Origin of the sequence: Pedobacter chinensis, assembly GCF_003339865.1 — a bacterium.
GTDB classification, from domain to species: Bacteria; Bacteroidota; Bacteroidia; order Sphingobacteriales; family Sphingobacteriaceae; genus Pedobacter; species Pedobacter chinensis.
The window spans coordinates 72,152-94,211 of the sequence record NZ_QPKV01000003.1; the positions used below are offsets into that span (position 1 = coordinate 72,152).

The window sequence follows — 22,060 nt, forward strand, 5'->3', positions numbered from 1 at the left end:
AATGTGATGATTAAAAATTCATCAATAACTAATGAATATGGCTCGGATACTAGCTTTTGATTATGGAACTAAACGCATCGGCATTGCCGTAACCGATCCTTTACAGATCATAGCAACAGGTTTGGACACTGTTCATCCAAAAGATGCCATTGAGTATATTAAAAAATATTTGTTGGCAGAGGAGGTTGAGGCCTTTGTTTTGGGCGACCCTAAGCAGATGGACGGATCAGATTCTGATTCCAAACAACATGTTAAAGGTTTTTCAACTTCATTAAAAAAAGCTTTTCCTAATATTCCACAACATTGGGTTGATGAACGCTTTACTTCGAAAATGGCGCAACAAGCCATCATGCAAAGCGGGCTGAAAAAAATGGACAGACAGAACAAAGATCGTGTTGATACCATCGCCGCTACCATCATTTTACAATATTTTATGGAAACAAACCGTTTATAATCGAATACATGAGCTTAATAAACGACGATTTACAACAATTACTAATCAATTATTGCGAACCTGAAAGCGAGCTGCTTCAACACATAGATCGCGAAACAAACCTGAAGGTTTTAATGCCAAGAATGCTTTCCGGGCATTATCAGGGCAGGGTTTTGAGCATGTTAAGCAAAATGGTTTCTCCAAAAAGAATTCTGGAAATTGGAACCTTTACCGGTTATGCTACACTTTGTTTGGCTGAAGGTTTATCGGCCGATGGCATCATTTACACGTTGGATATTAATGCTGAACTGGAAGATATGGTGCGAAAAAACTTTGCAAAATCTCCATACAACGATAAAATCAGCTATATACTAGGCGATGCCACAGAAACAGTAAATCAACTGGATGAAATTTTTGATATCGTTTTTATCGATGCTGATAAAAAAAACAATGGTACTTATTATGATTTGATTTTTGAGCGTGTCCGCCCCGGAGGAATTATTATTGTGGATAATGTGCTATGGAGTGGAAAAGTACTTCAGGATAAACAAGACAAAGACACCAGGAATATCACTAGCTTTAATGATAGAATAGCTACAGATGAGCGGGTTGAAAAATTAATTCTCCCGGTTAGAGACGGATTATTCGTGATTAGGAAGAAATAGCGATTGGTAATTTGGTTAATCGGTTAGTTGTTTAAATCGGTTAATCGCACAGTTAACCAATTAAACAATTTAAACATTTAACCGATATGAAAATATTTACTTTTTGCCTTTTATTTTAGGTGTTCTCCGGATAGACTATGCCTGATTAGGAAGAAATAGCGATTGGTAATCTGGTTAATCGGTTAGTTGTTTAAATCGGTTAATCGCACAGTTAACCAATTAAACAATTTAAACATTTAACCGATATGAAAATATTTACTTTTTGCCTTTTATTTTTAAGTGGAATTATTGCAAAAGCTCAAGACACTGAAGATTATATTTCTGAACATGTAGAGGTTGCCCAGGAATTGATGCGTGATCATAAAATTCCGGCAAGTATTATTCTGGCCGTTGCCATCCATGAATCAGCAGCGGGAAACAGCAGGATTGCACAACATTTAAACAATCATTTTGGTGTTAAAGGACCAAACAATAATACCGAAATTCGTTCCTCTTACCGCGATTATGAGAGTGATGAAGAATCATACAATCATTTTGTAGAAATTATGGAAACCCGTACCCCATTCAACAGTTTATTTGAAAAGTATGATCAGTATGACTATAAAGGTTGGGCACAAGGCATTCAGCGGGCAGGATATGCAAGCAGCCGTACCTGGGCCAGTCAGGTTATTGCAATGGTTAAAAAGTACGAACTTTACCAGTACGATGAACGTCCGGAAGGTTATGAAGAACCTGTTTACAAATCAACAGTTTATCATCGTAAAAAAAGAACGGCTTCCAGAACATATACTGTAAAAACAGGTGATAATTTAGGTGCAATTGCCAAAAAGAAAGGCACAACCGTTAAAGCATTGATGAAAAAGAATGGCCTGAAAAAAGCAAACTTAAAATCAGGACAGAAATTGAAGTTTTGAGCCTTCAGCCCTAAGTCGATAAATCTACAATTGACCAATTTCAACGATTAACCGATTAAACACTACACAATTAACCGATTTAAACAATTAACCTTACACAGCACCGATGCGTTCATCATACCATTTCATTCTAATCGCGGCAATCCTTGTATTTTTTAGCTCATGCGGCTCCAGAAAATTCTCGAAAAACAATAAGCAAATTGAGAAAGCAGCAAACAAAGCCAACAACAACAATTACAAAAGCTATAATACACTGAGCTATATTGATGAATTTAAAGCAGTGGCCATTGAAGAAATGAATGCTTATGGGATTCCGGCCAGTATTACTTTGGCCCAGGGAATTTTAGAATCGGGAAGTGGCAATAGCGATTTAGCTAAATATGCTAACAATCATTTTGGAATTAAATGCACATCAGAATGGAAAGGCAAAAATTATTTCCGTGATGATGATCAAAAGAATGATTGCTTCAGGGTTTATAAAGACGCCCGAGAATCTTTTAAAGATCATTCGGAATTTTTAAAACGCAAACGCTATAGTTTCCTATTTCAGTTGGATAAAAACGATTACAGAAGTTGGGCACAAGGGTTAAAAACGGCGGGTTATGCCACTAATCCAAAATATCCTGATTTGTTAATCAACATGATCGAGAAATATCAGCTTTATCAATACGATCAACCGGAAAGTGAGAAGCAAAAAATTGCCCGTGAAGATCGTGTGTTTACAGAAATCAATCAAAACATTCCGCAAGAGGCAAAGAAATTTACACCCGTAGATACTCCACCCCCGGGAGCAAAACCAATTTTAGCCGATGGTACTTATACTGTTGTTAAAGGCGACACGCTTTATAATATTTCCAGGCGTTTTAATTTGACAGTTGATGAACTAAAAATGCTAAATGAAATGACTTCAGACGACATCAAACTCGGACAGGTGCTTAAGGTTAAATAATGTTAATCACAAACATTGGCCACCGGATATTTGTAGTTTTGTAAGCTAATGAAACTTTTTGCTATTCTTATTTTATATTTTGGCTTCTCTACGATGCTGTTTGCACAAACAAAACCCGTGCAGGGAATTGTTATTGATAAAGAAACCAAACAACGCTTGGCAAAAGTTTACATTTACAATATTCGTACGGGAGATGGGCTTTACAATAATACCAAGGGCGAATTCAGCACTTATGCTATTCCAGGCGATACTCTTGTTGCAGCATTATCCGGATATGGGGTAGATACCATCGTTTTCAAAGGACAAACCGCTGCCTATTTTCAATTAAGATCATTAGGAATCAGGTTGAGAGATGTGGTTATTCAGCAAAAAAGATTAACCCCGCAGCAACAATATGAAAAATCGGTAAAAGAATATCGTTACCAAACGATGAAGGGCAGTAGTAAAGATTTGTTAAATCTTGGCAATGGCGGAGTTGGGCTAGGGATTGATGCAATTTACAATCTGCTGAGCAGGCAGGGAAGAAATGCCCGGCATTTACAAAAAATATTAGAGAAAGACTATCGGGAAGATTTGATTGATTATCGTTTCAATGCGTCCATTGTTCAGCAGGTTTTAGGAATAAAAGATACAGAGTTGGTCGATTTTATGCAGCAATATCGCCCTACATACCAATTTGTACTCGATGCCGACGATTATGCTTTTAACGTATTTATTAAAAATGCTTATAAAAGTTACCGGTTAAACCCAAAAGCACTACAATTGCCGTCTTTACCCAAATTAACAATTGAAAAATTGTGAAAGTTCCGATTTTAATCTTCAAAAAGTTACCAGCAGCCGGAATGGCAATATTTCCGTTTATTTTGCTTAAATCTGAAAAGCTTAAAGCCGATCAGGAAATAATCAACCATGAAAAAATTCATTTAAGGCAGCAACTGGAATTATTAATTCTGCCTTTCTACATTTTTTATCTGATTAACTATTTAATCAACCTATTAAGATATAAAAGCCACCATCTGGCTTACCGTAAAATTATTTTCGAACAAGAAGCCTATCAGCATGAAGCAAACATGAATTATTTAAAAAACAACAATTGGTATGGCTGGATAAAATTAATATAGCAATGTATTTGTTTTACTTAGTAATTGTCAATCAGACATTCATTTTATCAAAACCTTTTTATCTATAGATTTTTTCTTTTTCTTTGTAACCAATGAAGAATTGTTTAGCCGCCTTAATCCTTATTCTAAGTATTTGCTCTACAAAATTATATGCGCAGGTAATTGACACCATTCCTATTAATACAAAAGACCTGAACATTAAGCTTAAGCGTAGCCCTTTACCAAGCAGGCAAGGGCCATTAAATTTTGAGCCGGTAAAAATTCCGCCGTTTATTGTAAATGCCAAGGTTAACTACTGGAAAACAAAAACCGCAATAGGCATTAATGTTAACCAGGCACAGTTTAGCAATAACTGGAAAGGTGGAGGAGTAAACTCTGTTGCCGTTGGTGGTTTATTAAACTGGAAAGCAGAGTATAACAAAAACAACTATAGCTATGTAAGTGAGGTTATTTTGCAGTATGGTAAAATCAAAAATAAGGATCAGCTGCAAAAGAAAACCAACGACCGTATTTTCTGGGATAACAAGGCTTCCTTTCAACTTTCAAAAAACTGGTTTTTCTTCGGTTCTGTAAACTTTGAATCGCAATTTGATAGTGGTTACAGGTATTTCAGGGATAATAACGGAGAGGAGCAACAGGTGCTGATTTCCAGGTTCATGTCTCCCGGATATTTAACAGAATCAATCGGTTTTGAATACAAACCCAATAAATATTTCTCTACAAGGATTGGTACTGGTACAGCAAGGCAAACCTTTGTATTGGACACTGCCGTTTACGATAACAAGCAAAATGTTTTTGGGGTTGATAAAGGAAAACATTTCAGAAATGAGCTGGCTTTTCAGGTGGTTAGCGCTTTTGATAAGGATATTTTCACAAACACCAATCTTAAGGCACGCTACGCCATGTTCATTCCTTATGAGGATATTGCTGTTAAGCGAGTTGACCACAGGCTGGATGTTGCCTTAACCGCTAAAATTAATCGCTTTATGAACACGAGTTTAACGGGCGTAATTTTATACGATATGGATACAGACAAGAAAGTTCAGGCGAGCCAAACATTAGCTTTGGGTTTTGCCTTTGTTTTCCCGAGGTAATTAACCGCCAACCCTACCCACTTCCCAATAAGGCATAGTGATAATTTGATTAAAACCTACTCCTTTTTGTTTGAGGTATTTTTTAAACTTTTGTACAGATTTAGCTCTTCCGGTAAGATAAAATGTTGCATATTTCCACATTTCCCAACATTTAGGATGCATATTTTCCATCCAACGAATGGCATTTTCTGCAGGAGAATCTTTATCCGCTTCAACAGCATCTATCAATAGTTTAATATGATCTAATGCATCAAAGTTTTCTCCATTAAGCTCCAGAATGCCAAAATATTCTTCATCCATTTCTAATGCCTTTTTCCCCAGCGACTCATATAAACCAATGCTGGTTTCATCGCCAAAGAAAAAATGCTGACTCGAACTGTCATTGTACTTTACGCGGGTCTTGTCAACGATTAGTTTTAATAAATCTCCTTTTTGAATATTAATCGCAAAATTATTCCCCGGCCCCTGCCTGTTTAAATAGAAAATCACTTCGCAGGTTTCATGATTCTCATCAAACTGCGATAATGTATAGTGCCTGTATTCATTTGCATTTACTCTAAAAAGCACATCGTTTCCGGGAATGAGATTAGCCTCAGTTAAATCGCCTTTAAAAGTAACACACTTTATGTTAGCGCTTAACATTTTGGTTTCTAAAACTTCTACCTGATATATTTTATTGCTGATTAATTTTTCTACTGTATTAGCCAGCCATGTTGGTAACTTAGGCATTGTATTAAATATTTAGTAACATTGAGCAAAAGTAATGGTCTAAAAAACAGTTCCTTTTACATCAAAAGGATTAAAGTTTATACCAAAAGGATTTTATGGCCTTAAACATTTACGATAGCGCAGACCGGCATTACGTTGTCGGCAATCATTTTAATGATTTCGAATTAAATCAACCTTTAGTAAGGGAACTGAGAGAGAAATACAGTTTTCCTTTTGGCGATGCTGAAATGGTACAGATTACTTTCTCTGGCATTTCGATTGTTTATGGCGATATCCTGATGAAGGAAAATCATTTAAGGATTAAATCTTTCGAAGAGCCTGCTGTGGTAGAATTACATTTTTCACTTGCTGGTGGAGGGATCATGAACAATTACCTAACGGACAGAAAGCTTAATATTAAAGCCAATCAGCATAACATTATTTATACTCCGGATTTTGATGGAACTGCAGACTTTAATCCAAACAGCCGGCATAAATTCTTTGAAGTTCATTTTCAACGTGAACGATTTGTTGATTTAACCAACGATAGCAGCACATTGTTAAAAAATTTCGCTGAAAACATCATGAATGATTGTCCGGTTGAGATTTCAGAAGAGCATTTACCCATCAGTTTAGCCATGCATAGCTGTATTAATGATATCATGAACTGCCAATTTACCGGTGGATTGAAATTATTGTTTCTTCAATCGAAATGTGTTGAGCTATTGGCCATGCAGGCACAAGCCTTCGAAATTGCAGCTAAAGCAGTGAAGAAACCAATGGTAAAATCGGCTTATGACCAGGAACGGATTCATTATGCCAAAGCGTATTTATTGGAAAATGCTTCTCAGCCGCCGTCACTTACCGAGCTTGCCAAAATTGCAGGCATTAATGAATTTAAACTTAAACAAGGTTTTAAAGAAATTTTTGATAACACTGTTTTTGGATACCTGAGTGATTATAAGTTAACGAAAGCAAAGGAACTTTTAACGGACACCCGAATGGACATTAAAAATATTTCTGATGACTTAGGCTATTCTTCTGTTCAGCATTTTAATAAAGCATTTAGCAAGAAGTTTGGAGTAAGTCCGGGAAAAGTGAGATAATTAAGCTTGAGTTCATCTTATTATTCATTACAGGCTTCTGTTCAATAAGCCTGATTAATGAAATAGTTTTTGTTTGCAGCAACTTTGAATATCCCGTCATGCTGAGGATTAATTTATTTTGCTTCGCAGCCACTTCGCGGTCATAAAAATCAATATAAATGACGTTGAGATTCTTCAGGTGTTTCTTTAAAACTTAGGTAAGTTTTGGGCCTTAATCCCTCATTACGAGGCACGAAGCAATGACGACCGTTTATATGAAACAGGTGCTTCGTGCCTCAGCATGGCAGGAGTTATCAAAAAGTATGAAATACTGATTTAAATTTTTTTATGTTTCATCTTTAAATCCAGATAATCAATGTAGTATAACACCTTAACGGATAAACTATTGTTTTGAGGTGCATTTAAGATTCCGCCTAAATTTTTATTGTAGCGTTGGGTAAAATAAGAATCGTAAGTTTCTGCGGCATCCTTGTATGAAACCGATAATGTGCTGCCCGGAGCAAACTGCCAGGTATAAATCAAATCGATGTTAAAAACATTATAGTTTCTGTCCATTCCAGTTAGTGCAGGCCCCTGGTAATCGGCCAGGTCACCATCTGGTTTGAGCAGGTAAAATGCTTTATTTCTTCTATCACTCCAATAGTGACGCAACACAACAGTTACGCCCATTAAATTGGTAAAAGTATATTTTGCATCGAATGAGTTTTCGACTGTTCGCCTGTCATATTTAGAAAAAATGGCCTGATTACCTTGTGAAGTAACCCAATTTACATAATCATAATTCGGATTAAAATTTAAATCCAGCCCAAAGGCTACTTTATCATTTAACCTAAAGTTTTGGAACAGGTAAAAATTGTATTCTTTACCGCCAAAAAGTTGTTGCTCAAAATAACGAATATTTCCACCAAAATTATAAGCTTTGGCCCGATTGGGATTTATGTACAAAGCCACTCCAAAATTTTCAGGAGCCCGATATATTTGCCCGTTCCGGGCTTCATAAAAGTCGTTTCGCTTAGCATCATAACTCAAATCAAATTCAGCCGACCATTGATTTTTAAATTGAACCCAATAACCCGTATTAATACCAAAACTTTGATAATCGCCTGGCATCGCTCTCCTTGAATAGTTAAAATTTAACCAGCTTTGATATTGATTATACCATTTTCCTGGTTTATAAATACTGTACCCAAATCCCAGTCTCTGATCTAAAAAATTGTTGTTGGTAAAAAAGCCCATGTCTGAAGGATCGAATTTATCATCAGCATATACCTGATTGTAACTCCAGGTAAAATTGCCGCTTTGCTTTCCAAACCTAAATGAATAGCTATATCCGGTATTGCTTTCCTCACCCCGCAAATAACTCATTTTTGCTTCGCCATTTACAAAGTATTTATTCCCTTTATTGTTTAAGTTAAAGAGAATAGCCATCACATTGGCATCGTAAGCAGAACCCTGCCTTAAAACGTTTGTATTGATAAAAGTGGCCGAACTATTATTTTTTAGCGATTGATCGAAAACTAAAATGTTATAATTGGTTAACGGTTGCGTTTCAACCTCCCGAAGATTACCATTTGCGTCTTCCACTTCAGTTTGCATTCCGCTGGTTATTGCATTGAAAATACCAACCCCTAAACCTTTTGCTGTACGGCCAGATATTTTAGTTGCGTTTAAAACTTTGGCTTCTTTCTGATCTTTAATGATTTTATCACCATTATTTAAACCACCGTAATTATAATACGCTGGAATTGAACCGATGCGTTTAGAATAGAACAAATCTCCTTTGTTAAAAAGTTCTGTTCCTTCGGTAAAAAACTGGCGGTTTTCATTAAACTTAACTTCAAAAGGAGTTAGGTTGAGTATCCTGTTATCAGATTGTACCTGACCAAAATCAGGCACCAATGTCATATCTAAAGTAAAACTGTTGTTAATTCCGTATTTTACGTCCATGCCGCCATTAAAGCGGGAAGTGGTGTTTTTTACCCCTGGAATATTTACCGGATAGTGATTAACATAGGCAGAGATGTATGGAGAAAAAGAAAGGCGAAGCGGGGGTTTGATATCTCTTATCCCCATCCAGAGGCCTTCCTGATTAATAAAGCCATTAACCTTCGGGTCTACAAAATTCCAAAAGGTTTGAATATTGGTTCGTTGAATCCTCCTGCTAAAATTTAAGCCCCAATTTTGAACATCTTTGCCAGAAAAACGTAATGCAGAATAAGGGATTTTCATTTCACAGGTCCAGCCTGAATCATCGAGCTTTACAGCACTTTCCCAAACGGCGTTCCAATTTGGGTCTTCGTCCCCAACCTGCGAATATTTGGCATCAAACTGTACGCCTGCAGCAGTTACAAAAAAGCCATTTCCATTCATTTTATCATAAAACGGATCTACAATAATGGAAATAAAATCGGCATTGCCAATATTATCACGGGAAACCAATTCATGTGAAACGCTATCTTTATCATCATACATTCTGGCATAAACATAAATGGCCACATCATCATAAAGAACCTTCATTTCGGTACGCCGGTCTTTTTTTTCCACTCTTCCCGGAACCGGCCTGATTTCAAAAAAATCAGTTGCTATAGGCACATTAATCCAACATGCATCATCCAAAACACCATCAATTTTTGGCGTTTCTGTAGTTCTTACAGCCTGAAGTTGTTTCTGTTTAGCCGGATCCTGGGCATTACAGTATGTATAAACGAATATAAAAAGTAAGAATGTCCAGTGTTTCATTTGTTCAGGTTAACAAGCATAAGACTAATGTTCAGCATAAATGTTGCATGTAAAAGAAAAATATAATCGTGTTTTTAGCTAAAGTTTTGACTTTGAGTTGCAAAGATTTACAATCAAAATTTGATACATTTGCCTTTTATTAAAAACAAGTGGCTTTTCGTTAACCGCGATTAGCTTTTAGCTTATATAACGATGTTTGATAATTTACAGGACAAGCTAGACAGAGCATTTAAAGTATTAAAAGGACAAGGCAGCATTACGGAAATCAACGTGGCAGAAACCATGAAAGAGATTCGTAAAGCATTATTAGATGCCGACGTTAACTATAAAACCGCCAAGGCATTTACAGATGATGTAAGGCAAAAAGCATTAGGACAGAATGTATTAACTGCCGTTTCCCCTGGTCAGTTGCTTACCAAAATCATGAACGATGAGCTTGCGGCCTTAATGGGTGGCGAGGTTACTGAACTGGAAACAAAAGCAAATCCTACCATTATTTTAATTGCAGGTTTAAACGGTGCGGGTAAAACCACTTTCGCTGGTAAATTGGCCTTGCACTTAAAAGGTAAGGGCAAAAAACCTTTATTGGTTGCGGGAGATATGTATCGCCCTGCAGCGGTAGATCAGTTAGAGGTTTTAGGAACTTCTGTAGGTGTATCGGTTTATGCAAACCGTGAATCAAACGATCCGGTTGGTATTGCTTTAGAGGGAATTGCGCATGGTAAGCAAAATGGAAACAACGTCATCATTATCGATACAGCTGGTCGTTTAGCGATCGATGAATCGTTGATGAACGAGATTTCGGAAGTTAAAGCAAAAACACAACCGCACGAAATTTTATTCGTAGTGGATTCCATGACGGGTCAGGATGCGGTAAATACAGCCAAAGTATTTAACGATCGACTTGATTTTACAGGCGTTGTTTTAACCAAATTAGATGGTGATACACGTGGTGGAGCGGCACTTTCAATTAAATCGGTAGTGAACAAACCGATTAAATTCATTGGTACCGGCGAGAAAATGGAAGCACTTGATGTTTTCTATCCAGACCGTATGGCATCGCGTATTCTGGGCATGGGTGATGTGGTTTCTCTTGTTGAACGTGCCCAAATGCAATTCGATGAGAAGGAAGCAGCAGAATTACAAAAGAAAATCCGCAAGAATAAATTTGACTTCAACGATTTCTATAACCAGATTCAACAGATCAAGAAGATGGGTAATATGAAAGATTTGATGGGGATGATTCCTGGTGTGGGCAAGATGATGAAAAATGTGGATATTCAGGATGATGCATTCAAATCAATCGAGGCTATTATCAATTCAATGACTCCTTTTGAGAAAGAAAATCCTGATGCTATTCAACAAAGCAGACGTTTACGTATTGCCAAAGGATCTGGAAGCAAAGTAGAAGAAGTTACCAAGCTGATTAAACAATTTGAAGACATGCGTAAAATGATGAAACAGTTTTCAAATCCGGCAGCCGCAGCAGCAATGATGAAGGGGATGCCGAAAATGCCTTTTGGAAAAAGATAGGTTTTCTGTTAGAAACAAAAAGACTTGGCTAAATATATCCCGACCAGCAATGGTTGGGATTTTTTTAAACAGCTTGACAGGCTTAAATTTCTTAAGATTTTTTTAAAAAATCACATTCCATAGTTATACCTCCGGTCTTTTCTGGCAAAATTTAGTTTTATCTTCTTTATACCGCCATTTTCCCACAATAGGAATGACTTATACTATTCTGGTAAAAAATTAACCATAGATATAAACTCAAGTCGGATTTAGAACCGGGTCTGGTCGGGTAGAATTGTCATAAGTCCGAACCAACTCCGAACCAAATGCGTCTTAAATCCATATTAAAGGTTAGTATGTCTTATCTTATCCTGGTCCTCAACTTATCGACGGCTAAACCTACTGGTTAAAAATATTTGTGATCTATTCAAAACTATTTTTATATTAGTCCAGTCAATTTCATTATTCGTCCCAGAATAAATTTACATCCCGTTTAATTTTCAGAAGAGAGTTCATGCTTGTAAAAACATACGGGAGTGCCGTTTATGGAGTAAACGCTTTAACCATAACCATTGAAGTTAGCATTAGTAAAGGCAATAGATATTTTATGGTTGGCTTGCCCGACAATGCGGTAAAGGAAAGTTTACAACGTGTTGAAAGTGCAATTCATGTTGCAGGTTTTCGCATGCCTCGACAAAAAATTGTAGTCAATCTTGCTCCTGCAGACATCAGGAAAGAGGGCTCTGCCTATGATTTACCAATCGCCATCGGGATTTTAGCTGCATCCGGGCAAATTCCATCGACGGAACTGGAGAATTATTTTATTATGGGCGAGCTATCTTTAGATGGTGCTATTCAACCCATAAAAGGGGCTTTGCCCATTGCTATCCAGGCACAACAAGATGGATTTAAGGGTTTTATTTTGCCCAAACAAAATGTGCGTGAAGCAGCAATTGTTGATGAATTAATCGCCTACGGTGTAGAAACCTTAGCACAAGTTATTTCTTTTTTTAATAATAGTGGAACGCTTGAGCAGGTTAAAATAAATACAAAAGAAGAATTTCTGAAAAATATTGGCAACTACGAGCACGATTTTGCAGATGTTAAAGGGCAGGAGAACATCAAACGGGCACTGGAAATTGCTGCTGCAGGTGGCCACAATGTGATATTGATTGGACCACCGGGAGCCGGCAAAACAATGCTCGCCAAACGTTTGCCAACCATTTTGCCTCCTCTAAATTTATATGAGGCCTTGGAAACAACCAAAATTCACTCTGTAGCGGGTAAACTTTCGGCCGCCGATGCACTAATGACCATTAGACCCTACCGCTCTCCGCATCACACAATTTCTGATGTAGCGTTGGTTGGCGGTGGCATGAATCCTGCACCCGGAGAAATATCATTAGCCCATAACGGAGTTCTGTTTCTGGATGAATTACCTGAATTCAAACGAACGGTTTTAGAGGTTATGCGCCAACCTTTGGAGGATCGAAAAGTAGCTATCTCTCGCGCAAGATTTTCCGTGGAGTATCCTGCAAGTTTCATGTTGGTTGCTTCTATGAATCCCTGCCCTTGTGGGTTTTATAACCATCCGGAAAAAGAATGTGTTTGTGCACCCGGTATTGTGCAAAAATATCTGAGCAAAATTTCAGGACCACTTTTAGATCGGATTGATTTACATGTTGAAGTAACACCAGTTAATTTTTCTGAGTTAGCTTCATCCCGCGAAGCGGAGAAAAGCGAAATGATCAGGGCTCGTGTAATCAAAGCAAGAGAAATTCAAGACCATCGCTTTGCTGATAAGGACGATTTACATTACAACGCACAAATGAGCCCAAAAATGGTAAGAAAGGTTTGTCAGATTAGTGAAGCAGGAACAACCTTGTTAAAATCTGCAATGGAGAGATTAGGTTTATCGGCCCGTGCTTACGACAGGATTTTGAAAGTGGCCAGGACAATTGCCGATTTGGACGGAAGTGAAAATGTAGAATTAGAGCATTTAGCAGAATCTATTAATTATCGAAGTCTGGATAGAGATGGCTGGGCAGGATAAATGGATTGCCAAACTCAGCATGATGTAGTGGTTAGCGTAACGCTTAAAAACCTTACATGAACGGCCGTCTTCCTGAACTTGTTTCAGAACCTTAACAACACGAACGCATAGCAGAAAAGATGCTGACAAATTCAGCATGACGAGGTGATTAAGCAGTTTAACTTATTTCAAACTTTTCGCTAAACCTAACTTCAACTCTTTAATACCTTTAGCCACTAAACCTGCAACTTGTTTAGCCCCATCAACATTTAAATGGGTATCATCTTTTTTCCCGTTTGGATAATTAACATGCCCTGAATCAACATGAAGAAATAATTTTATCGAACCTGCATCGCCTAAACGATCTAAAAGATGCGTTGTTTTAGCCAGCATATCAATCAAAGGAACTTTTAATGAATCAGATACTTTTCTGGTCACTAGCGGATAGCCGCCATGAGAATCAATCAAGACTCCACTTTTAAAACTTCTCCTTGAAATTGGAGTGAGCAGCACCGGAATTGCTTTTTTATTTCTGGTTTCGTTAACATAATTGATCAGATTTGTTTTGAATTCTGCCAGTGTAACCCCCACATCTGGTTTATCAATCTTCTCATCATTATGACCAAATTCAATAAAAACATAATCGCCAGTTTGGAGTTGATCCAATATAGGCTGCCAATGCTTTTCGTTCCGGAAAGATTTTGTACTTCGGCCATTTAATGCCCGGTTATCCACTTTAACATCATTTTTAAAAAAAGATTGAAGTTTCATTCCCCAACCTGTTTCCGGGTATTTTGTTGATTCCTTATTGGCGGCAGTAGAATCCCCGATAATATAAAGCATAGTTGGTTTTTTGAAAGTGAAAGCACTTAAAACCACTAATACTGCGAATCCTGATGTTTTTAAAAAGGTTAATCTCATATCTAATCTGTCAGTGGATTCCAGCCATCTGTTCCACCTAATATATTTTTTAAAGTGTAAATTTTCACTTGCTGATCCGTTAATTGTTTTATCCAGGGCAATCTTGTGCCTGGGGAAGCACCCAAACCAACACTTTTATACTCGGCATAAAAAGCCGTTTTTTCTTTATCAGGAAACATTAAATCACCTTTCCATGGATTCCATCCAACAGGAAGTATATGTTTACCTAAATCGCAATTTATAAAAACAGTTTTCGCATACGGACGCCAGGGCCTCCCTAAATACGCTTTGGTGACCAGGCTATCAGAAATGATTTTGCAGTTCAGAAACACGAAGCCAAACTTTTGATTTTTAGATGTTGATGCGGCTGTAACATAAGAGTCGCTTAGATTTTTAATGGTACAACTTTGAAAAACCGCAGTTGATTTCCCAAAGATAAAATCTGTTGTTCCTGCTATGAAACAATTTTGATAAAACTGGCGGCTATTTTCCGTTGCAGCATACAAAGTATCCTGATTACCCAGAATATTGCAATCTCTGGCTACAAACCGGTCTCCTTCAACATGTAGTGCAACAGCTTGACCAACTCTTCCAGACGAGTTAATGATGCTTAAATTCTCTATGGTGATATCATTTGCTTGTACTAAAACGGTATATGAAGTATAGGTTGTCATTTTGCTTAAGCCAAAAGCATCTTTGCTGTTTGAATTCATTTTGCTTGAATAATCGTTACCAGTGATAATAGTATGATTTTTATTTTCGCCAATTAATTTAATATTGGTTTTCCAGGATGGAATAACGATTTTTTCCTGATAAGTACCATTTTTAATATAAATTTTAACCTGTTTTTCGCCTAAATCTCTTACAGAATTTATAGCTTCCTGAATGGTTTTATAGTTTCCGGTTCCATCTTTCGATACGGTGATTTCTGTCGGATATTTTGGATCCTGAGCAGCGACACTGTAAAAAAGGAATGTAAATAAAAAGCTTGCTAAGCACTTAAATAAGATTGGATGACTCATTATGTGAATATAAAATATACCATCTGAATTTCAATGAAAAAGGGCAGGTAAAAAACCTGCCCTCAGAAAAAATAACGGGATTTAATTTATCCACCGGGGATCACCTATTCCATTTGTTTTTAAATCTGGTTGACTTATCGTAAAGTTACCAGTAGCTGGGTCTGTAAAACCCGGGTTCAAGGCTGTACCTCCAGCATCAATCTTAGCTCCTGACACAGAAGATGAAATGAGATTGGATGTGCCAAAATAATTATTGCCGGATAACGTCGTTAAATTTGTAGCAGACTGATTAGCTAACAATACGGTAGTATTCGCTACAATATTCTTGGTGAAAGAAATTTCATGATTTGCCGCAGGTATGCGTACATAAAACAATCTCCTTACACTGGAAGCATAATTACCTACGCCATAAAATGTGTTATTGCTTACATTAATAATTATTTTAGCTGCCGGATAGGTTGCACCAGCGGCATTATCCATACGGATAAACTCTCTTTCACTTTGGCCGTAAAGCGTATTATTAGTGAAGGTAAATTTGTTTGCAAAGCCTGTACGGAAATCGATGAATTCGCCATCAGTACCGAAAGTATTAAAAATGTTGTTGTTGATCAAAATCGATGAAACAGTAGATAAGGCAGCAGTTATTCCAATAATACCTGCTTTATAATTCTTAACCACAGAACCATCGATTTCTAAATCTCCAAAATTTCCTATAGCATAAGATACCGCATAGTTTGGCACATTTCCTCCATCAATAATCAAATTTTTAAGTTTTAACGATGCTCCGCTTTGTACATTGAAATTAACATTGTTGAGCAAAGGTCTTTCAGTAGCCCTAACTGCAACAATTGAAATGGATTTTGTAACCGCAATGGTTGTTCCGGTAAAATCATAAGTTCCGCTGGCGAAGGCATAAGATTCTCCTCCAACAGCTGTTGACAACGCTGCTGTAAACTCAGCGACAGAGTTAATCAATTTTGCGTTACCAATATCAACTGCTGTTTTAAAAGTAATTGTACCCCTAACCTTAGCGCCATTGGTTAATCTTGCGGCATATGATGTTTCCGGGATTAAACCAGTTATAACCGCTTCACCGGCAGCAACTTCAGCAGCAGTAACCGTATGTGTAATATTACCAGGGGTTAGCGTAATTGTTGTAGCAGCCTCGCCAGCTGGCCAGTTTAAAGTAACTGAATTTGCAGTCAGCTTGGCAGCATCAACGGCTTGAAGGATCTGTTCGGCATCAGTTTTTGCTGTTGCGGTAATCCATTTGGAATCAGTTACGCCTTCTCCAACAGCTTTAACTCTAATTCCATATTGGGTATCGCCTGCAAGGCCGGTAACTGTATAAGGAACTTGCAAGAAAGTGATATTATTCACTGTTTTTACCGGCGATCCTGAAAAATCTGTGTTTTCAAAGATCTCAATAGTATAAGTTTTAGCATTATTTACTGCTTTCCAGGCCAATCTAACGCCTGTTTTATCAACAACTGTTGCGGTTAATCCTGTTGGTGAAAAAGCCCTGTCTACTTCCAGTTTAGTAATTTCTTCCGCTACATTATCTTTACAACCTGATAAACTTAGCGAAGAGATCAGAAAGAAAGCAGCTACATATATATTATTTCTATTCATAACCCAATTCATTATAAGTTCAAGTTCTTATTATTTAACAATCCGTTTGATGAGTCTAAGAAAACTTGCCATATTGGCCAAACTTGCTGTGCGTTAGGATCTTTTACAGCGAGTGCATCCCAGTAAGTTACCGCATCACCCGATGATACCAATGTCCATGTTTTATTTGAGGTATAACCTAAAGCTAATCCTTGTGCATCTGTATCTCCATAGTTCAAGCCATATATTTCAACAGTTTCTCCATTGGCAGCTGTTCTATAATAAATTTTTGCAGGAAGCGTAGCATATTTGCCTTGTCTGTTCTCCAATTGCTGTAATTTAGTTTTAGCTTCTGCCAGTTTTGTGTTTAATAAATTCCAGCGGATCAGATCCCCTTTTCTTAACATTTCTCCTGTAAATTCTAAAGCTCTTTCATTTACGATAGCATCAAAAAATGCTTGTTTAGACGCAGAGGCTGTTGCCATGAACGCAGTAACTTTAGCTGGGTCATTTGGAAAAGCACGATCACGAATCATTTTTAAATAGGGTGCGGCGGCGGCCGGGCCATCCAGCTCATTGATTGCTTCAGCTGCCATTAAAACGACATCAGCATACCTCATGTACATCCAGTTTAAACCGTCATCGTTGGTAGAAGTGACTCTTCTTTTCATCCATTCGTAACGGTATTTACCAAAGTACAAACGACCTAAACTTGAAGGAACCTGATAACCACCTGTATCTCCAGTGCCTCCATCCCATTCGTATGGTACTACAGTAACATCTCTTCTCACATCGCCTGCTTCATATTCATACAGCATAATCGGGTTTGGTCCGTTTGTTCCACCTTTATTTTGCCCGGTGTATTTATCAGTTTTAAGATGTTTAACCCCTAAATCAAAAATTACCCTGCCTCTTCCTTCGCTAAATGGAATTTCCCAAATAGATTCTAAGCCTGCTGCGCCCGCTTCTTCATTTAATTTTCTAAAAATCTCTTCAAAACCAAGTAGCCTTAGCTTGTTACTATTAATAATATCAAGGCATTCCTTTTTGGCTATTGCGTACATTTTTTCTTTGGATAATTCAGGATCTGAACTTAAACGAACCGTTCCATCCAGGCGCTGTGCATAGCCACCTGCTGCCAAAGCTAACCGGGCCCTTAATCCTTTCGCAAAAGCTTTGCTTACTCGTTCAACTTTAGCCGTTGTGGCATTGTCGTTTGGCCAGGGCAGGTAACCCGCGGCCTCATCTAAATCTGCCAATAACTGTTTGTAAATAACATCTCTGTCACTTCTGGCTAAATAAGTAGTCGCTGTGGTAATAGGCTCGAAACGAGCTGGTACATCTCCCCATCCCCTGATTAAATCGTTATATAAAACGGCTCTCAAGGTTAAAATTTCGCCCAATATTTGCGCCATTTGAGCATTACTTTCAATTTTGCCATAAGTCCTGATTCCTCTGATGGCTAAGTTAGCCCGCTCTATTCCTTCATAAAATTTTGCCCAGGCATTGTTATCCGTGTTCATTTGCCCGTTATTTACATTGGCATTGTAGTTTGACAGCCTTGATTTATCGTCGGTTGTGGCTTTTAATGTATTATTAACCTCGGTATCGTTATTAATACCATAAAAAACCAAAAAACGTCCGCGATAAGAATTGGTTTCTCCAAATGATTGGATCATTCCGGCTATCGCTCCTTCTGCCAGACCCGGGGTTGAAAAAATAACAGATTCATCTAATGAGGATTTTGTTGGTGCCTCTAATGCTTTTTTACAGCTGCTTATAAAAGTAATGGCTGTAATGATGAACAGTGTATATATAATCTTTTTCATTTTCTTAAAATTAAATTCCAACTAAAAATTAACATTCAAACCAAATACAAAAGATCTGCTTCTTGGATAGGCAGAATAATCTACTCCCGGAGTGAGATTTGTTCTGCGCCTTGTAGAAACCTCAGGATCGAATCCGGTGTAATTGGTTAACAACCATAAATTATAAGCGGAAGCATAAACTCTCAATTTTTTCATTTTTAATTTACCGGCAATGTCTTGTGGTAAGGTATAACCCAATGTTAGTGTTGATAACCTCAAAAATGATCCGTCTTCAACAGCCCAGTCACTCAATACAAAAGTTCTCATATAAGGTGACCATAATGTGGTATTCGCATTCATAGCGGTAAGCTCTGCCGGATCATTACTGATCGTACCATCAGCACGAAGGTTTGTCCAACGGTTGCCGCTTGCCATTGCAGAAATCATATTTCTTGAACTGTACTTACTGGTAGAGGTATATTCAATTTTATTGGCATTGTAAATATCATTTCCATAACTCCAATTAAAATATGCACCGATATCAAAACTGTATATTCTGGAATTAACAGAAAAACCACCAGTATTTAACGGGTTTGCATTACCAATAACTGTTCTGTCTGATAAGTCGATTTTACCGTCGCCGGAAATATCTTCTATTTTCATTGAACCCGGACGAAGCGCTCCAATAAAAGCAGTCGCATCTACCACACCTGGTTTTAATGTCCAGTTGCCTGTTGTTGCATTATAGCCTGAAAAATCAGAAACTTCATATCTGCCAGCGCTGCGATAACCATATATTCTACCTACTGATGCACCTTCTTCTACCAAATAATCTACCCCAATTTCTGTTGATGCCCAGCCAGATGATCCGTTAATGTTTTTGATCGCACCTAATGAAATTACTTTATTTCTGTTGAAATTTATGTTGGCGCTGAAACTCAAATCAAAATTGGTTTTTCTTACCGCATTCCAGTTCAATGAAAATTCAAGCCCTTTGTTTTGCGTTTCGCCTATATTACGATATTGGAAATCGTAACCTGTACCTGCAACCGGGAATTGCAATAATAAATCTTTTGTTCTGTTTAAATAAGCATCAACGGTACCGGTAATTTGTGAGTTCAACAATGAAAAATCCAATCCTATGTTTTTGGTCACCGTGGTTTCCCATTTCAGGTCAGGGTTTGCCATTGTTTTAGATGCTGCCCAATAGTTATTGAAACCATTTACCCATGTAGTAACTGAATTTTGAAATGTTTGGCTCATTTGCCCCGGAGGGATATTATTGTTGCCCGCAGTACCATAACTTGCCCTTAATTTCAAATCCGTTAACCATGACTTGGTTCCTTTCATAAAATCTTCCTGAGAAATTCTCCAAGCCGCAGAAACTGAAGGGAAATATCCCCATTGATTTTCCGGAGAGAATTTAGATGAACCATCTGCCCTAAAGGTGGCACTCAGTAAATATTTACCTAAATAGTCATAATTCGCTCTTCCGAAAAATGACAATAATTTATCATCGGGAGAAAAATTGTTATCAATAGAATTTGCTTGTCCCTGAGTTGACAAAACCCGTGCGTCCTGAAAAGCAAATGATTTAGGAAAGCCGTGAACAACATTGGTTAATATCCCCAGCTCTGTTTTAATGAATTCCTGTCCTAGCAGAACATTCAAATTATGGTTTTTACTTAAAACCTTACTGAAATTATAATTTAAAGTATTTGTGTTTCTAATACTGTTTCGGTTGGTATTAGTGAAAATAATGGCAGGAAGATTTTGATTTTCTGCTGAAGGAACATTCCTTACGTAGTAAGTTGTTGTGCCATAGAAACGATCCTGATCGTTCCTGAAACCATCGTATCCCACTTCAGATCGCAATCTTAAATTATCAATAATATCATAACTAATTGCACCATTGATGTTATAAGTTTTACGCTGAACATATTGATCGTTATCAGATATCGAAATCAGGGGATTATAAAGATTAAACTCATCATCCGTTTCTGTTGTGGTTGTTAAACCAGGTACAGGGAAAGATGGATAAAGCATGGCATTTTTTAAACGCGAATCAGCCGATGACACTTCATTTTGCTCGTTGGCACCACCTCCTTTTGTTTTGGTGTTTGCATATCTTAGTCCAAAATCAAGTGTGAGATTTTTATATAATTTATGATTTAACTTAAAATTGATATTTTGTCTTTCAAAATCAGAAAGCTGCATGATGGCTTTATCCTTAACAAAACTATGGCTAAGGCTATATTTGGTTTTATCACTACCTCCGCTAATATTAATGTTTTGGTTAAAAGTAGTTCCGGTACGTCCGAAAATAATATCTTGCCAATCGTTTGCCGGCACATTTCCATATAAATCGATATCCTGATAATTGCCAAAATATTGCGTATAATCATTAGGAGATCTATCTAAAAGTGATCGTTCGTATTGCCAGGTCACATAATCTAAAGGCGATAACACATCCAATTTATTAGCAAGTGTTCTTGTACCGGTAAATACATTGTAGCTTATGGAGGTTTTACCGTCCTTGCTGTTTTTAGTGGTCACTAATATTACTCCATTTGCACCCCTGGAGCCATAAATAGCGGTTGATGAAGCGTCTTTCAACACATCGATCGTTTCTATATCTTGTGGTGCTATATCAGCAATAGAGGTTACCGGGAAACCATCAACAATGTAAAGAGGAGAATTATCACCGGTAATAGATCCGCCGCCTCTAACTCTTACCACTAAATCAGCATCAGGAGAACCTTCAGTTGATGCGATACTTATACCGGCAACACGACCTTGAATTGCTTCCAGTGCCGACGAAACCGGAGCTGCTGCGATGACATCGGCGCCAACAGATGATACAGCGCCAGTCAAATCTTTTTTACGCACTGTACCATAACCGATGTTAACCGTAACTTCCTGCAGTGTATTGGCATCTTCTTCCAAAGAAACATCAAGTTTTGATTGATCGCTAACGGTAATACTTCTGGTTTTGTAACCAATGTAAGTAAAAGTTAAAATCGCTCCTTTTGTTGGGATGGAAATTTTGTAACCTCCGTTAGCATCGGTGCTCGCTCCCGATTTAGAATCTTTAACGGTTATACTTACCCCAACCAACGGCTGACCATCAGACTTATCTTTAACAATACCCGTGAGCTGTCTGTTTTGTGCCCGGGCAACAGATAATCCAAAAAAAGAGAAAAATGCTAAAAAGAGTAAAACTCTGTTCATAATTATTATTGATTTGAAAGTTATTTGGTTTTTCTATATGATTCTGCAATTGCTTGCCTGTAGAATATAATTCTATTTCGGAATGTTATTGTTTATTAATATTTGGTTACGTTGATGTAACAATTTTACAAACTTAAAATCGATTGAAATCAGATTTAACTAAAAAAGTGTGCAAACGTTCCCAAAAACGTCAT

17 protein-coding genes are annotated in these 22,060 nt (G+C 37.5%); 10 read left to right on the forward strand and 7 right to left on the reverse strand.

Features of this window, described 5'->3' with window-relative positions:
- Window positions 1–37: 37 nt before the first annotated feature.
- The 7 genes from ruvX to DU508_RS05670 all read left to right on the forward strand — a co-directional run bounded on the left by ruvX (window position 38) and on the right by DU508_RS05670 (window position 5,176).
- Window positions 38–454 (forward strand): Holliday junction resolvase RuvX, encoded by a 417-nt coding sequence (gene ruvX, locus DU508_RS05640; protein WP_115402691.1) that lies wholly within the window; start codon window positions 38–40, stop codon window positions 452–454.
- An 8-nt stretch (window positions 455–462) separates the two neighbouring features.
- Entirely contained in the window at window positions 463–1,098 is a 636-nt protein-coding gene (locus tag DU508_RS05645) for an O-methyltransferase (RefSeq protein ID WP_115401879.1), read from the forward strand.
- Window positions 1,099–1,343: 245 nt separating this feature from the next.
- Window positions 1,344–2,012, forward strand: a complete 669-nt coding sequence (locus DU508_RS05650; RefSeq protein WP_115401880.1) for a glucosaminidase domain and LysM peptidoglycan-binding domain-containing protein — start codon at window positions 1,344–1,346, stop codon at window positions 2,010–2,012.
- Window positions 2,013–2,118: 106 nt separating this feature from the next.
- A complete protein-coding gene (locus DU508_RS05655; protein WP_115401881.1) occupies window positions 2,119–2,961 on the forward strand; it encodes a glucosaminidase domain-containing protein in 843 nt (280 codons plus the stop codon).
- Between the two features lie 48 nt (window positions 2,962–3,009).
- Window positions 3,010–3,762: a hypothetical protein gene (locus DU508_RS05660; RefSeq protein WP_115401882.1), complete on the forward strand. Its 753-nt coding sequence runs from the start codon at window positions 3,010–3,012 to the stop codon at window positions 3,760–3,762.
- Window positions 3,759–4,082: a hypothetical protein gene (locus tag DU508_RS05665; RefSeq protein WP_199562657.1), complete on the forward strand. Its 324-nt coding sequence runs from the start codon at window positions 3,759–3,761 to the stop codon at window positions 4,080–4,082. The genes DU508_RS05660 and DU508_RS05665 overlap by 4 nt, the downstream gene beginning before the upstream one ends.
- A 92-nt stretch (window positions 4,083–4,174) precedes the next feature.
- A complete protein-coding gene (locus tag DU508_RS05670; protein WP_115401883.1) occupies window positions 4,175–5,176 on the forward strand; it encodes a DUF3078 domain-containing protein in 1,002 nt (333 codons plus the stop codon).
- Here DU508_RS05670 and DU508_RS05675 read toward each other — a convergent pair whose 3' ends face one another.
- On the reverse strand, window positions 5,177–5,905 hold the full coding sequence (locus tag DU508_RS05675; protein WP_115401884.1) for an SIP domain-containing protein: 729 nt from the start codon (window positions 5,903–5,905) through the stop codon (window positions 5,177–5,179).
- A 95-nt stretch (window positions 5,906–6,000) separates the two neighbouring features.
- Between DU508_RS05675 and DU508_RS05680 the strand changes: the two genes are divergently transcribed.
- Window positions 6,001–6,990, forward strand: a complete 990-nt coding sequence (locus tag DU508_RS05680) for a helix-turn-helix transcriptional regulator (protein WP_115401885.1) — start codon at window positions 6,001–6,003, stop codon at window positions 6,988–6,990.
- Window positions 6,991–7,305: 315 nt separating this feature from the next.
- Here the strand turns inward: DU508_RS05680 and DU508_RS05685 are convergent, their stop codons facing one another.
- Complete coding sequence (locus DU508_RS05685) at window positions 7,306–9,729, reverse strand: DUF5916 domain-containing protein (RefSeq protein ID WP_115401886.1); 2,424 nt, start codon at window positions 9,727–9,729, stop codon at window positions 7,306–7,308.
- Window positions 9,730–9,921: 192 nt separating this feature from the next.
- Here DU508_RS05685 and ffh point away from each other — a divergent pair, with 192 nt between their 5' ends.
- Window positions 9,922–11,262, forward strand: a complete 1,341-nt coding sequence (gene ffh, locus DU508_RS05690; RefSeq protein WP_115401887.1) for a signal recognition particle protein — start codon at window positions 9,922–9,924, stop codon at window positions 11,260–11,262.
- A gap of 493 nt (window positions 11,263–11,755) precedes the next feature.
- Window positions 11,756–13,294, forward strand: coding sequence for a YifB family Mg chelatase-like AAA ATPase (locus DU508_RS05695; RefSeq protein WP_115401888.1), 1,539 nt, complete (start codon window positions 11,756–11,758; stop codon window positions 13,292–13,294).
- A gap of 162 nt (window positions 13,295–13,456) precedes the next feature.
- Here DU508_RS05695 and DU508_RS05700 read toward each other — a convergent pair whose 3' ends face one another.
- The 5 genes from DU508_RS05700 to DU508_RS05720 form a co-directional block, all read right to left on the reverse strand.
- Window positions 13,457–14,194: a rhamnogalacturonan acetylesterase gene (locus DU508_RS05700; RefSeq protein WP_115401889.1), complete on the reverse strand. Its 738-nt coding sequence runs from the start codon at window positions 14,192–14,194 to the stop codon at window positions 13,457–13,459.
- Between the two features lie 2 nt (window positions 14,195–14,196).
- A complete protein-coding gene (locus DU508_RS05705; protein ID WP_115401890.1) occupies window positions 14,197–15,216 on the reverse strand; it encodes a pectinesterase family protein in 1,020 nt (339 codons plus the stop codon).
- An 81-nt stretch (window positions 15,217–15,297) separates the two neighbouring features.
- Window positions 15,298–16,848, reverse strand: a complete 1,551-nt coding sequence (locus DU508_RS05710) for a DUF4957 domain-containing protein (RefSeq protein ID WP_233509400.1) — start codon at window positions 16,846–16,848, stop codon at window positions 15,298–15,300.
- Between the two features lie 11 nt (window positions 16,849–16,859).
- The gene (locus DU508_RS05715; protein ID WP_115402693.1) at window positions 16,860–18,656 is read right to left on the reverse strand and encodes a RagB/SusD family nutrient uptake outer membrane protein; all 1,797 of its coding nucleotides are present in this window, start codon (window positions 18,654–18,656) and stop codon (window positions 16,860–16,862) included.
- 21 nt (window positions 18,657–18,677) lie between these two features.
- Window positions 18,678–21,866 carry a SusC/RagA family TonB-linked outer membrane protein gene (locus tag DU508_RS05720; protein WP_115401892.1) on the reverse strand — a complete coding sequence of 1,063 codons (3,189 nt, stop codon included), beginning with the start codon at window positions 21,864–21,866 and terminating at the stop codon, window positions 18,678–18,680.
- Window positions 21,867–22,060: the final 194 nt, after the last annotated feature.

Coding starts and splice junctions, on each gene's coding strand:
- ruvX (WP_115402691.1), top strand. CDS start 38: ATGGCTCGGATACTAGCTTTTGATTATGGAACTAAACGCATCGGCATT.
- DU508_RS05645 (WP_115401879.1), top strand. CDS start 463: ATGAGCTTAATAAACGACGATTTACAACAATTACTAATCAATTATTGC.
- DU508_RS05650 (WP_115401880.1), top strand. CDS start 1,344: ATGAAAATATTTACTTTTTGCCTTTTATTTTTAAGTGGAATTATTGCA.
- DU508_RS05655 (WP_115401881.1), top strand. CDS start 2,119: ATGCGTTCATCATACCATTTCATTCTAATCGCGGCAATCCTTGTATTT.
- DU508_RS05660 (WP_115401882.1), top strand. CDS start 3,010: ATGAAACTTTTTGCTATTCTTATTTTATATTTTGGCTTCTCTACGATG.
- DU508_RS05670 (WP_115401883.1), top strand. CDS start 4,175: ATGAAGAATTGTTTAGCCGCCTTAATCCTTATTCTAAGTATTTGCTCT.
- DU508_RS05675 (WP_115401884.1), bottom strand. CDS start 5,905: ATGCCTAAGTTACCAACATGGCTGGCTAATACAGTAGAAAAATTAATC.
- DU508_RS05680 (WP_115401885.1), top strand. CDS start 6,001: ATGGCCTTAAACATTTACGATAGCGCAGACCGGCATTACGTTGTCGGC.
- DU508_RS05685 (WP_115401886.1), bottom strand. CDS start 9,729: ATGAAACACTGGACATTCTTACTTTTTATATTCGTTTATACATACTGT.
- ffh (WP_115401887.1), top strand. CDS start 9,922: ATGTTTGATAATTTACAGGACAAGCTAGACAGAGCATTTAAAGTATTA.
- DU508_RS05695 (WP_115401888.1), top strand. CDS start 11,756: ATGCTTGTAAAAACATACGGGAGTGCCGTTTATGGAGTAAACGCTTTA.
- DU508_RS05700 (WP_115401889.1), bottom strand. CDS start 14,194: ATGAGATTAACCTTTTTAAAAACATCAGGATTCGCAGTATTAGTGGTT.
- DU508_RS05705 (WP_115401890.1), bottom strand. CDS start 15,216: ATGAGTCATCCAATCTTATTTAAGTGCTTAGCAAGCTTTTTATTTACA.
- DU508_RS05710 (WP_233509400.1), bottom strand. CDS start 16,848: ATGAATAGAAATAATATATATGTAGCTGCTTTCTTTCTGATCTCTTCG.
- DU508_RS05715 (WP_115402693.1), bottom strand. CDS start 18,656: ATGAAAAAGATTATATATACACTGTTCATCATTACAGCCATTACTTTT.
- DU508_RS05720 (WP_115401892.1), bottom strand. CDS start 21,866: ATGAACAGAGTTTTACTCTTTTTAGCATTTTTCTCTTTTTTTGGATTA.